Source organism: Herbidospora yilanensis, from assembly GCF_001570565.1.
GTDB classification, from domain to species: Bacteria; Actinomycetota; Actinomycetes; order Streptosporangiales; family Streptosporangiaceae; genus Herbidospora; species Herbidospora yilanensis.
Genome location: NZ_BBXE01000025.1, coordinates 122,174 through 135,506, shown reverse-complemented (window position 1 = coordinate 135,506; position 13,333 = coordinate 122,174). Strand labels below are relative to the sequence as shown.

Genomic DNA, 13,333 nt, shown 5'->3' with positions numbered 1-13,333 from the left:
GAAGGGGAGTAAATCAGACCAGACGAATCCTCACAAGTATCTAGCAACTGAATGCAATTTCTGGTCATACTCACGAAATAAGCGAAGCGTTGGGGCGGGTAATGTCACGAGTACCACTTTCGGTGCCGCAGAGCGGCATCTGGTTCAACGAACGTCTCGGCGGCGCGGGGGCCGTCCACCACATGCCTTTCGCGATCCGGTTCTCCGGTGATCTCGATGTGGACGCGCTGCGCCACGCCTGCGCGGGCGTGGTCACCCTGCACCCCGCCCTGCGAGCGGCGGTCCGCGAGGAGGCCGGCGCTCCCTACCAGGTCGAAGGGCCGCCGGTGCCCTTCGAGGTCGTCGAGACCGATCCCGGCCGACTGGCCGGCGCGCGGCGGGAGGCGATCCTGCGGCCCTTCGACCTGGCCGCCGGGCCGCTGACCCGGATCACGCTGTTCCGGCTCGGCCCGGCCGAGCACGAACTGCTGGTGGTGGCCCACCACCTGGTCTTCGACGGGCAGTCGACCGACGTCTTCGTCGCCGACCTGGCCCGCCTCTACGCCGTCTCTCGTCACGGGCAGGCCGTCCCGGTGGATCCGCCGGAGCCGTTCGACCCGGCCGCCGAGGCCCGCCGGGTCGCCGAGGGGCTGCCGGCCGCGCGGGCCTACTGGTCGGGGCGGCCGACCGAGTTCCCCGACGTCGTGCTGCCGGGCCTCGACCGGCCCGACGACGCGGTCCAGCCGGGGGAGTCGGTCGAGTTCTTCCTGACCGAGCCGATCCTGGAGAAGGCCGCCGCCCAGCTCGGGGTGACCCGGTTCGAGCTGGTCGTGGCCTCGGTGCACGCGCTGCTGTTCCGGTACGGCAACGCCGGCCCCGTCACCGCCCTCGACCTCGGCACCCGGCAGGCCGGGGCGGCCGGGCGCGTCGGCGTCCACGTCAACGAGTTGCCGTTCGCGTCGGACCCCCGGCCCGACCTGCCGTTCACCGACTACGCCCGGCGGATCAGGGCCGGGCTGCGCGAGCTCTACCGGGTGCGCGAGGTGCCTCTCGGCCGGGCCGCCCCCGGCACCCGGCCCGGCATCGCGCTGGCCCCCGTCTCCCTCACCTACCGGCGGCGGATATCGCCTCCGGAGTTCCCCGGCCTGCGGACCGAGGTGAAGTGGGTGGAGTTCAACCACGTCGCCCGCAACGCCCTGCGGTTCCACCTGGTCGAGGGCCCCGACGGGCTCGGCGTGATGCTCCAGTTCCCGCCCGCGTCGATGCCGCGCCCGGACGCCGAACGCATCGCCGCCCACCTGCTCGACGTGCTGCGCCACGTCACCGACGAACCGGCGACGCCGCTGAACGCGCTGCCGGTGGCCGAGGAGCCGCCGGGCCTGTGGTCCAGCCGGGCCTACCCGGAGGCCGCCGCCGTCCCCGACCTAGTGGCGGCCCAGGCCACCCGGACCCCGGACGCCGTCGCGGTCGTCGGCGAACGGACACTCACCTACCGCGAGCTGATCGAGCGGGCCGACGCGGTGGCCGCCCGCCTCAGACGGGCGGGGGTGCGCCCCGGGGACCTCGTCGCCATCTCGGCGGCCCGGTCGGAGCGGCTGGTCGCGGGTGTGCTGGGCATCTGGCGGGCGGGCGCGGCCTACCTGCCGCTCGACCCGGCCTACCCGCCGGAGCGGCTCGACTACGTCCTGGCCGACAGCGGCGCGAGCGCGCTGCTGGCCGACGCGGGCGGCGACCTGCCGGGGCCGGTCAGAATGAACCTCGACGCGCCCGCAAGCGGCACCATCGGGTCGTCCGATGGTGCTCCCGGATCGTCGGGCGACGGGTCGGGGCCGGTCAGAGTAGCCCTCGGCCTGCCCGTGTCCGCAAGCGGTACCATCGGGTCGTCGGACGGATCGGGGCCGCTCGGCGAGCGGGCCTACGTCATCTATACCTCCGGGTCCACCGGCCGTCCCAAGGGCGTCGAGGTCGGGCACGCCGCGCTGACGAACCTGTTGATGTCCATCAGGGACGAGACACGTTCGGGCCCCTCGGCCACGTGGCTGGCGGTCACGTCGTGGTCGTTCGACATCTCCGGGCTGGAGCTGTGGCTGCCGCTGGTCACCGGCGGGCGGGTCGTGGTCGCGACCGAGGCCCAGGCCGCGGACGGCGGCGCGTTGCGGGCGCTCATCTCGGCCCACGGCGTCACCCACGTCCAGGCCACCCCCTCGACCTGGCGGCTGCTGGCCGACGCCGGGTTCGAGGCGCCCGTCACCGCCCTGGTCGGCGGGGAGGCGCTGCCGCTGCCGCTGGCGGCCCGGCTGCGTCCGAGGGTGGCGCGGCTGTTCAACGTCTACGGGCCGACCGAGACCACCATCTGGTCGACCATCGCGGAGGTGCCGCCCGGCCCGGCGCGGATCTCGATCGGCGGGCCGCTGGCCGCGACCGGGCTGCTGGTGCTCGACGACGACCTGCGGCCGGTGCCGACCGGGGTGCCGGGGGAGTTGTACATCACCGGCGCCGGGCTCGCCCGCGGCTACCTGGGACGGCCGGCGCTGACGGCCGAACGGTTCCTGCCGTGCCCGTTCGGCTCCGTGGGGGCCCGCATGTACCGGACCGGCGACCGCGTCCGCGTCAGGGACGGCGGGCTGGAGTTCCTCGGGCGGACCGACGACCAGGTCAAGGTGCGCGGGCACCGCATCGAGCTGGGGGAGATCGAGGCGGTGCTGCTCGGTCACGCCCAGGAGGCGGCGGTGGCCGTACACGAGGAGGAGCTCGTCGCCTACACGGTCGGCGGCGTCGGCGACCTGCGGCGGGAGGCCGCGCGGGTGCTGCCCGCCTACATGGTGCCCAGTGTGTTCGTGGCGCTGGACCGGATGCCGCTGACCCCCAACGGCAAGCTCGACCGGGCGGCGCTGCCCGCGCCCGACCTGTCTCCCGCGCCCGAGACCGGGACGGCCGCCGACGAGACGGCCGAGGTCGTGCGGGAGATCTGGGAGGAGGTGCTCGGGCTCGACCACATCGGCGACGACGAGAGCCTGTTCGAGCTCGGCGGCCACTCGCTGACCATCGCGAGGATCGCCGCGCGCATCCACGACCGGCTCGGCGTCGACGTGCCGTTCTACGTGTTCTTCGACGTGCCGACCGTGGCCGGGATCGCGGCCGACGTGGCCGATCGCCGGGCCGGCTTGTGAGTGCGCTGTCGGCCGGGCAGCGGCGGCTCTGGTTCCTGCAGCGCCTCGACCCGGCCGACGCGTCGTACAACATGCCGGTGGCCCTGCGCATCCGGGGCCGCCTCGACGACGTGGCGCTGGAGGCCGCGCTCACCGCGATCACCCGGCGGCACGACGTGCTGCGCGGCCGGTACGCCGAAGACGACGACGGGAACCCGGTCCGGCTGGTCACCCCGGCCGGGCCGCCCCTGGAGCGGATCGAGACCGCCGACCCCGCGGCGGCCGTGGCCGAACGCGCCAACCGGCCGTTCGACCTGGCCGCCGGCCCGGTCGCCCGGTTCACCCTGATCAGGGCCGCCCCCGACGACCACGTGCTCTGCCTGGTCATCCACCACATCGCGGCCGACGGCTGGTCGGTCGACGTGCTGCTGCGCGAACTCGACACCCTCTACCGGGGCGGCGTGCTCCCGCCGCTGCCCATCACCTACGCCGACCACGTGGCGCGCGGGGATCGCTCCCATCCCGGCTACTGGGACGCGGAACTGCGCGGCCTGCCGGTGCTGGACCTGCCCGGCGACCGGCCCCGGGCGACCGGGGAGGGCGGCCAGATCTTCGCCACCCTCCCGCCGGAGCTGGTCGGCGGGCTGGAGGCCCTCGCCAGGAGGGAGCGCGGCACCCTGTTCATGGTGCTGCTGGCCGCCTTCCAGGTGTTCCTGGCCCGGCACGCCGCCCAGCACGACGTCTGCGTGGCGACCCCGATGCTCGGCCGCGACCGCGTCGACACCGAAGCCCTGGTCGGCTACTTCACCGGCCTGGCGATGCTCCGCACCGACCTGGGCGACGACCCGCCGTTCACCGAGGCGCTGCGCCGGGCGCGGGGCGCGGTGCTGCGCTCGTTCGACCACGGCGATGTGCCGGGCGACGTGCCGGGCGGGGTGCGGTTCCAGGCGATGTTCCAGTACACCCGGACCACCACCGAGCGCCCCCGCCTCGGCGACCTCGACGTCGAGATCTACGACTCGGGCCTGGCCTCGGCCAAGTGTGATCTGGCCCTGGACGTCTATCAGGGCCCGGCCGAGACGGGCCTGATCCTCACCTACGATGCCGGCCGCTTCGACCGGGCGACGGCGGAACGGTTCGCGGCCCGGTTCCAGGCGCTGCTGGCCGACATCGCGGAGCGGCCCGGCGAGAGATGCGGCGATCTCGACCTGTTCTGCGACCTCGACCGGTCTGCGCCGAAAGGCGGCGCCGGCCCGGCCGGGCACGCACCCGAAGCCGACCGGCCCCCGGAGCCGGATCCCGATTCCCCCGCCGTCTCCTGTGACGGCGTCGAGCTCACCTATCGGGAGCTGGGTGAACGCGTCGCGCGGATGGCGGCCGGGCTGGCGGCCCGCGGGGTGCGGCCCGGGGACGTCGTGGGGGTGGGTCTCAAGCGGAGCCTCGATCTCGTTCCGGTCCTGCTGGCCGTCTGGCGGGCCGGGGCGGCCTATCTGCCGGTCGATCCCGGCTTCCCCGCCGCGCGTATCTTGACTTTGCTCCGCGACGGTGGCGCGCGCATTCTGGTGGGCGACGCGGCGTTCCTACCGGAAATCGCGGCGGTGCGGCCGGGGGATTTGAGCGGGCCCCTTCTGACAGAAATCTCCGACGATTCCTTACCCGCGTATGTGCTTTACACGTCGGGGTCAACCGGTCTGCCGAAAGGTGTCGTGATCGATCGCCAGAGCGTATCGGAACGCGTTTCCTGGATGCGCACGGCCTATGACCTGCAGCCCGGCGACCGCGTGGCGCAGTTTTCTGAACTGGGATTCGACGCCCACGTGGAAGAGATCTTCCCATCCTTGGAAGCGGGGGCTACGGTCGTGATGCTGCCCAATGGCGGGCGCACCCTGCCGGATTTCCTGACCACTTCCGAAGGGGCTCGAGTAACCGTGCTCGATTTGCCGACCTCCTTTTGGCATGCCCTCGTCGAGGAGATCGACGAGATCGCCTGGCCGCCGAACCTTCGGCTCGTCATCCTCGGTGGCGACCCCGTCGCGGCCTCGGCGGTCAAGCGCTGGCGCGGCCGTTTCGGCGATCGCATCCGCCTGGTCAACACCTACGGCCCGACCGAGGCCACGGTGATCGCCACCGCGACCGACCTCGGCGACGGCAAGCCGTCGATCGGCCGCCCGATCGCGGGCACCACGGTCACGATCCTCGACGCCCGGCAGCGGGAGGTGCCGCCCGGGATCCCCGGCGAACTCGCCATCGGCGGTGTCGGCGTCGCGCGGGGCTACCTGAACCGGCCGCGCCTCACCGCCGAGCGCTTCGTGCCGGCGCCGAACGGCCGCCGCTATCTCACGGGCGACAGAGCGCGCCTGAGACTCGACGGAGATCTGGAGTTCCTCGGCCGCCTCGACGACCAGGTCAAGATCAGGGGTGTACGCATAGAGCCCGCCGAGGTCGAGGCCGCGCTGACCACCTTCCCCTCGGTGCGGAGCGCCGCCGTGATCGCGCTCGACGGCTCCCTGGTCGCCTATGTGACGGGCGACCCCGCCCCCGATGACCTCCGCGCCCACCTGCGGCGCACCCTGCCCGAGCATCTGGTGCCGGGCCACATCGTGCCGCTGCCCGAGCTGCCGCTGACCCGGAACGGCAAGCTCGACCGGACGGCGCTGCCCACCCCCGGCGTGGCCGGAGAGGCGTACGTCGCCCCCCGGACCGACGCCGAGGAACTGGTCGCACAGATATTCGGCGAAGTGCTCGGGGTCCCGCGTGTGGGGGCCACCGACGACTTCTTCGCCCTCGGGGGGCATTCGCTGCTCGCCACCCGCGTGGTGGCGCGCATCCGCCGGGCCGTCGACCTGGTCGTCCCGGTGCGCACCCTGTTCGCCAGCCGTACGGTCGCCGATTTCGCGGCCGCGGTCGACGAGATCCTGGAGGAGGCCGAGCGCTGATGCGCGACGACCTGAACATCCATTTCGCGGTGGTCGGTGCGGGGCTGGCAGGTTCACTGCTGGCCGTGTACCTGGCCGGGCAGGGCCACCGCGTCGACGTCTACGAACGCCGGGCCGACCCCAGGGTCGCGCCGCCCGACGAGGGCCGTTCGATCAACCTGGGCCTGTCGGCCCGGGGCATCGGCGCCCTCCGCAAGGCCGGGTTGTGGGAGGCGGTGCGCGCCCACACCGTCCCGATGCGCGGCCGGTACGTCCACCCGAGGGAGGGCCGCCCGTTCTTCCACCCGTACGGGCGCGACCCCGGCGAGATCCTCCACTCGATCCGGCGCGACGCCCTCAGCCGGACCCTGGTCGAGCACGCGGAGAAGCTCCAGGGGGTGCGGTTCTTCTTCGGCACCCCGGTGACCGCGATCGACCGCGACGCCCCGTCGTTCCAGGCGGGCGGCGAGACGATCACCCCCGACGTGATCGTCGGCGCCGATGGAGCGTTCTCGGCGGTCCGTGCCGAACTCCTGCGCGGCCGGCCGGCCGACTTCCGGCAGGAGTTCCTGCCGTGGGGCTACAAGGAGCTGCACCTGCCGTACACCGAACGGCTGGAGGCGCTGCACGTCTGGCCCGGCGACCAGGGCCTCATGGTCGCCCACCCCAACGTCGACGGGTCGCTGACCTGCACGTTGTTCATGGACCACCACGATCTCGTGCGGCCCGACCTGGCGGCGTTCGTCAAGAGCGTGCTCCCGGCCGCCGACCTGCCCGACCTGGTGGGGCAACTCGCCCGCAACCCGGTCGGCCACCTGGTCACCGTGCGGACCTCGAAGTGGCACGAGGACGGCCGGGCGGTGCTGATCGGCGACGCCTGCCACGCCGTCTACCCCTTCTACGGGCAGGGCATGAACTCGGCGTTCGAGGACTGCGTCGTCCTCGCCGAATGCGTCGAGGCCCGGCCCGACGATCTCGGCGCGGCCTTCGCCGCGTATCAGCGGCGCAGGAAACCGCACACCGACGTGCTGGCCGACCTGTCGGCCGACAACTTCCTGGAACTCCGCGACCGGCTGCGCTCCCCGCTCCACCTGGCCCGCAAGCAGGTGGACACCGTGCTCAGCCGGCTGCTGCCCGACATGTGGCGACCGCTCTACACGATGGTCAGCCACACCACCATGCCGTACGGCGAGGCGCTGCGGCGTGCGCGAAAGCAGGACCGGATCGTCCGCGCGGGAGGGATGACGGCGGCCGTGGGGCTGGCGGCCGCCCTCCTCTGGCGCCGCGACAGGAGGCACCCGAAGTGATCACCCACCCCGACGAGCCGACCTTACGCCTGTTCGACGTCAAGGACGTCGAGAGCGGGTGCCCCCTCCACCCGCTGGGCGCCATGTACATCCGCCAGCTCCGCACGGTGACGGCGTGGGCGCGCGAGTACCTGTGCCGCCCGCACCCCGAACTGGGCCGCCGCGGTCCGGTCTGCCCCTACGCCCAGGGCTCCATCGACCGGGGGCGGTTCCTGCTCGCCATCCGCCCCGGACGGCCGGAGACCGTCGAGGAGGTGGTCGCCGCGGTGGAGCCGTACCGGAAGTGGTTCGGCGAACTCGCCCCCCGGTCGATCGCCGACTCGATGCACACGGCCGTGCTGGTGCTGTTCCCGGACGCGGCCCGGCGGCTCGACCTGATCGACGGCGCCCAGGAGATCCTCAAGGACCGGCACGTGCCCGCCGGGGTCATGGTCGGCGAGTTCCACGACGGCCCGCCGGACAAGGGCGGGTTATGGAACCCGCTGCTGCGCCCGCTGGAGGCGCCGGTCCCGATGCTGGTCGTGCGGCACATGGTCAGCACCGACCTGCCGTTCCTGACCTCGCGCGAGCAGCACGTGTCGGCGTACCGCGCGATCTTCGGCGACCGCGTCCCGGCCCATCTGCGGGACGTGGTGCCCTCGTGAGCAGACTGTCCGAACGTATGGCGCGGGTCGCGGCGCAGCGGTCCGGGATCCCGCGCCGCGACCCGGGCGCCGACGCGCCGCTGGCCCCGTCGCAGGAACGGTTGTGGTTCCTCGACCAGGCGGGGTTCGACGGCGACCGCTACCTGTGCTGGGCGGCCCACGAGCTGACCGGCGACCTCGACGTGCCCCGGATGCGCCGGGCGATCGACGCCCTGGTGGCCCGGCACGAGTCCCTGCGGACCGCGATCGTGGTCCGCGACGGGGTGCCCCGCCAGCACGTCGTCCCGTCGGCCGAGGTGCCCTTCTCGACCGAGGGCACCATCGAGGAGTTCCTCTCCCACGGGTTCGACCTCGCGCGGGCGCCGCTGATGCGGGTGCTGCTGATCCCCTACCGCGACGGGCACGTGCTGGCGATGTGCTGGCACCACATCGTGTGCGACGGCGAGACCACCGGCATCCTGTTCGACGAGGTCTACGCCCTCTACCGGGGGGAGCGCCTGCCGCCCGTCCAGGTGCAGTATCCGGACTACGCGGCGTGGCTGGCGACCCGCGACACCGACGCGGCCGACCGGGCGTTCTGGGCGCAGCGGCTCGACGGCGTCAGCGGGCTGCTCGACCTGCCCCTCGACCGGCCGCGCCCGGCCCGGCCGACCTTCGACGGCGACCGCCGGTCGGTCGTCTACCCCGACGGGTTCGCCGGGGAGTTGCGGGCCTGGGCGCAGGCCAACCGGACGACCGTGTTCATGGTGGTGCTGGCCGCGCTGAACGTCGTGCTGGCCCGGATGGCCGGCACCGACGACGTCGTCATCGGCACCCCGGTCAGCGACCGCGAACTGCCCGAGCTGGAGCGCACGGCCGGGATGTTCGTCAACACCGTCGCGCTGCGGACCCACCTCACCGGGAACCCGACGCTGCGCGAGGTGGTCCGGCTCGCCCGCGAGACCACCATGACCGCGCTCGACCATCGCACGCTGCCGTTCGACTCGGTCGTCGAGCTGACTGGCGGGCGGCGCGACCTCAGCCACAACCCGATCTTCCAGGTCATGCTGGTGACCGGGGAGCCCGGCGGGGCGATCGAGGTCGCGCCGGGGCTGACCGGCCGGGCCCACGCGCTGGCCGCGCCCCCGGCCCGGTTCGACCTGACGCTCGTGGTCGAGGGCGACGGCGTGCACCTCGACTACGCGACCGACCTGTTCGACGCCGCCTCGGTCGACGCGATCGGCCACCACATGGTCGCCGTCCTGCGCGCGACCGTCGACGACGCCGACCAGGGCGTCTGGGACGTCCCCCTCCAGACCCGCGCCCCCGGCGCCGTCCCCTACGAAGCGCCGGCCTGGAAGATCACGCCCTCCGACGAACCCGCGGTGATCACCGACACCGAGACGGTGACCTACCGCGAGCTGCTGCGCCGGGCCGCCTCCCTCGACCTGGCCGGGCTGACTCAAGGCAGCGTCATCGGGGTACGTCTCCCCGCCGGACCCGACGCCGTCGCCGCCATCGTGGGCATCCTCCAGGCGGGCTGCGCCTACCTGCCGCTCGACCCCGGCCACCCTCCGGAGAGAGTGGAACGGATGCTGGCGGCGGCCAACGCCGTGGGCGTCGTGGACCACGAGGGTTTCCACCCACGCGACCACGCCCCGGTGGAACCGAGCTCGCTCGCCTACGTCATCTTCACCTCCGGCTCGACCGGCACGCCCAAGGGCGTCGCCGTCGGCCACGACTCGCTGCGGAGGTTCACCAGGGCCTTCGTGGACGTCCACGGGTTCACGGCCGCCGACCGGGTGCTGATGATCCCGCCGCTGACCTTCGACGCGTCCGTGGGCGACCTGTTCCCGGTGCTCTCCACCGGCGGCGCGCTGGTCCTGCACGACGAACCGGCCCGCCTCGACGCCGACGCGCTGCTCGCCTTCGTCGAGCGTCACGGGATCACCGCCGTCGACACGGCGGCCTCGCTCTGGCGTCGCTGGGCCGACGAGCTGGCCGGACGCCGGATCGAATGGCCGGTCAGGCTGATGATGGTCGGCGGCGAGTCGGTGCCGGCCGCGGCGCTGGCGACCTGGCTGGCCGCGACCGGCACCCCGCTGGTCAACCACTACGGCCCGACCGAGGCGACGGTATGCGCGACCACGCACACGGCCGCGGAGCCCACGACGCCGCTGCACCTGCCCATCGGGACCGAGCTGCCGCACGTGCGGGCCTACGTCGTCGACGGCCACGGCGGGCTCGCCCCCGACAACGTCTACGGCGAGCTCCACCTCGCGGGCGACTGCCTGGCCTGGGGTTACCTCGGGCAGCCGGCGATGACCGCCGAGCGGTTCACGCCCGATCCGTTCTCCGGGGTGCCGGGGGCACGCATGTACCGGACCGGCGACCTGGTCCGGCGGCGTCTCGACGGGAGCTTCGAGTTCGCCGGCCGCAAGGACCGCCAGCTCAAGGTGCGCGGCCACCGCATCGAGCCGGGCGAGGTCGAGGCGGCGCTGACCGCGCACCCCGGCGTGCGCGACGCCCACGTGACGTCGGCGGGCGACCGCCTGGTCGCGTTCGTCGCCGGGGAGTCAGACCTGCGCTCCTACCTGCGGGAACGGCTGCCCGACCACCTCGTGCCCGACATGTTCGTCGCGCTGGAGACCGTCCCCCGCACCGGCCACGGCAAGGTCGACACGGCCGCCCTGCCCGAGGTCACGGTGTCGGCCCCCTACGAGGCCCCGCGGACCCCGACCGAACAGGCGGTCGCGGACGTCTGGTCGGTCGTCGTCGCGGGCGACCGGAGGGTCGGACGGCGGGACAACTTCTTCGAACTCGGCGGCCACTCACTGCTCGCGGCCCGCGTGCTGGCGGCCCTGAAGGACCGGCTCGGCGTCGCCCTCCCGCTGCGCGCCCTGTTCGAGACCGCCGACCTGGCCGAGCTCGCCGCCACGATCGAAGGCACCCACGCGACCTCGGACGAACCCGACCTGCTCGCCGAGGCGGTGCTGCCCGGCGACATCCGGGTGACCGTCCCGAGAGACCGGTCGGGCATAACGGTCCTGCTCACCGGCGCGACCGGCTTCCTCGGGGCACACCTCGCCGCCCGGCTGGCCCCCGTCTCGGAACTGCTCTGTCTCGTCCGGGCCGGCACCCCCGCCGCCGCCGAGGCCCGGGTGCGGGCCGCGCTGGCCGCGCAGGGGTTGCCCGAGGCCCGGGTCGTCGGCATCCCGGGCGACCTCGGCTCGCCCCGGCTGGGCCTGTCCGAGGAGGAGTTCGCCCGCCTCGCCCAACGGGTCGACGTCATCTGCCACAACGGCGGGCTGATCAACTTCGCGGAGCCGTACCACCGGCTGAAGGACGTCAACGTCGGCGGCACCCTGGCGGTCCTGCGGCTGTCGGCGCTGGGCGGGGGCGTGCCCGTCCACCACGTCTCGACGCTCGGGGTCCACCTCGGCAAGGCCTACCAGAGCCGCCGGATCACCGAGGCCGACGTGCCGGAGGACCCGACCGGCCTGGGTGGCGGCTACAACCAGACCAAATGGGTCGCCGACCGGCTCGCCGCGCAGGCGCGCGAGCGCGGCATCCCCGTCTCGATCCACCGCCCGGCCAGGATCGGCGGCGACAGCCGGACCGGATGGGGCAACGACGGCGACTACTTCAGCCGCCTGCTGGCCACGATGACGCGGCTCGGCATGGCCCCGGACATGCCCTACGACGAGGACGTCTCCCCGGTCGACCACGTGGCCGACGCGATCGTCCACCACGTGCTGCACGGCGCGGGGGACGACCACCACTACTTCAACGAGGCGACGATCACCTACGCGGAGATCGCCGAGGCCCTCGGCGTGCGGCTGGTTCCGTGGGCCGAGTGGCGGGCGGCCGTCCACGACGGGCTGCCCGACCTGCCGCTCGCGGCGTTCGTCACCGAACTGCCCGAGGAGCGGCCGGTCTTCCCCCGGCCGTGGTTCGACTGTTCGCGCACCCGGAAGGTGCTGACCGCCGCCGGGATCACCTGCCCGGCCGCCGACCGGGCGCTCATCCGGCGTTACGTGGAGGCGATGTGCCTGACCTCGTGAGATTCGGCATCGTCTGGTTGTCGTCGCTGGTCTCCGGCGTCGGATCGAGCCTGACGGGCTTCGTGCTCGGCGTCTGGGTCTACCAGAACACCCAGTCGACCACCCTGTTCGCGCTGGTCATGCTGTCGGGGCTGCTGCCCGCCATCCTGGTCGGCCCGTTCGCCGGGGTGATCGTCGACCGGTTCGACCGGCGCCGCGTCCTGATCGTCAGCGACTGCGTCGTGGCGCTCAGCACCGGCGCGCAGGCGCTGCTGCTCTACCACGACGCGCTGCAGGTGTGGCACATCTGCCTCGGCTCGTTCGTGGGCGCGATCTGCGGGACGCTGCACATGACGACCTACCAGGCGATGACCCCGCTGCTCATCCCCGAACGCCACCTCGCCCGCGCCAACGGCCTCATGCAGATCACCGTGGCCACCCAGATCGCCGCGCCGCTGGCGGCCGGGGCGCTGCTGGCCGCGATCGGGATGACCGGCGTGCTGGTGCTCGACCTGGTGACCTTCGCCCTCGCGGTGACGACGCTGCTGGTCGTGAAGCTGCCGGCGTCGGTGGTGAAGGCGCCCGGCGCCGGGTCGGCGAAGGCGCCGCTGACCGACCTGTCGTACGGATGGCACTACCTGCGGCGGCGGGGCGACCTGATGCGGCTGACGTTGACGTTCACCGCGTACAACTTCTGCTTCGCCGTGGCCGGGGTGCTGGTGCAGCCGCTGATCCTGTCGTTCGGCTCCCCGGCCGTGCTCGGCGCGCTCATGTTCGCCGGAGGGTCGGGGGTGTTCCTGGGCGGCATCGTGATGGGCCTGTGGGGCGGCCCGAAGAGGCGGGTCCGCGGCATGGGCGTGTTCATGCTGCTCGGCAGCGTCTTCCTGGTGCTGCACACCCTCCAGCCCAGCCCGTGGATCGTCGCCGGGGCGGCGGCCGCCTTCCTGTTCACGCTGCCGGTGGTGCAGGGCTCCGGCAACGCCGTGCTCCAGAGCGGCATCGAACCCGACAGCCTGGGCCGCGTGCTCGGCACCGTGCACACGATCGGCGGCATCGGCAGCCCGTTCGCCTACCTGCTGGCCGGGCCGCTGGCCGAGTTCGTCGCCGGGCCGCTGCTGCGCGACGGCGGCGCGCTGGCCGGGACCGCCGGCCGGGTGATCGGCACGGGGGAGGGGCGCGGCATCGCGTTCGTCATCCTGGTGGACGCGCTCATCCTGGCCGTCGTCGCCGTCACCGTGCTGCTGCGCAAGGAGCCCGCCCCCCGGGCGAAGGAGGAGGTGCGCGATGCCGTTGAACCCGCCACCGCATGAGACCCCG

At 73.3% G+C, this 13,333-nt stretch carries 6 protein-coding genes; all 6 read left to right on the top strand.

Features of this window, described 5'->3' with window-relative positions:
- Positions 1–101 precede the first annotated feature (101 nt).
- The 6 genes from AW273_RS20135 to AW273_RS20110 are packed head-to-tail and all read left to right on the top strand — an operon-like array spanning position 102 to position 13,326.
- Positions 102–3,149, top strand: a complete 3,048-nt coding sequence (locus AW273_RS20135; protein ID WP_062350012.1) for a non-ribosomal peptide synthetase — start codon at positions 102–104, stop codon at positions 3,147–3,149.
- Positions 3,146–6,064, top strand: coding sequence for a non-ribosomal peptide synthetase (locus tag AW273_RS20130; protein WP_062350009.1), 2,919 nt, complete (start codon positions 3,146–3,148; stop codon positions 6,062–6,064). Before AW273_RS20135 ends, AW273_RS20130 begins: the two co-directional genes overlap by 4 nt.
- Complete coding sequence (locus tag AW273_RS20125) at positions 6,064–7,350, top strand: FAD-dependent oxidoreductase (protein ID WP_062350007.1); 1,287 nt, start codon at positions 6,064–6,066, stop codon at positions 7,348–7,350. The genes AW273_RS20130 and AW273_RS20125 overlap by 1 nt, the downstream gene beginning before the upstream one ends.
- Complete coding sequence (locus tag AW273_RS20120; protein WP_062350005.1) at positions 7,347–7,994, top strand: DUF6875 domain-containing protein; 648 nt, start codon at positions 7,347–7,349, stop codon at positions 7,992–7,994. Before AW273_RS20125 ends, AW273_RS20120 begins: the two co-directional genes overlap by 4 nt.
- A complete protein-coding gene (locus AW273_RS37960; protein WP_198168250.1) occupies positions 7,991–12,037 on the top strand; it encodes a non-ribosomal peptide synthetase in 4,047 nt (1,348 codons plus the stop codon). Before AW273_RS20120 ends, AW273_RS37960 begins: the two co-directional genes overlap by 4 nt.
- A complete protein-coding gene (locus tag AW273_RS20110) occupies positions 12,022–13,326 on the top strand; it encodes an MFS transporter (RefSeq protein WP_062350001.1) in 1,305 nt (434 codons plus the stop codon). Before AW273_RS37960 ends, AW273_RS20110 begins: the two co-directional genes overlap by 16 nt.
- The last annotated feature ends 7 nt before the right edge of the window (positions 13,327–13,333 follow it).

Excerpts from the sequence above, each read along its gene's own strand:
- AW273_RS20125 (WP_062350007.1), top strand. The coding sequence starts at position 6,064 with ATGCGCGACGACCTGAACATCCATTTCGCGGTGGTCGGTGCGGGGCTG.
- AW273_RS20135 (WP_062350012.1), top strand. The coding sequence starts at position 102 with ATGTCACGAGTACCACTTTCGGTGCCGCAGAGCGGCATCTGGTTCAAC.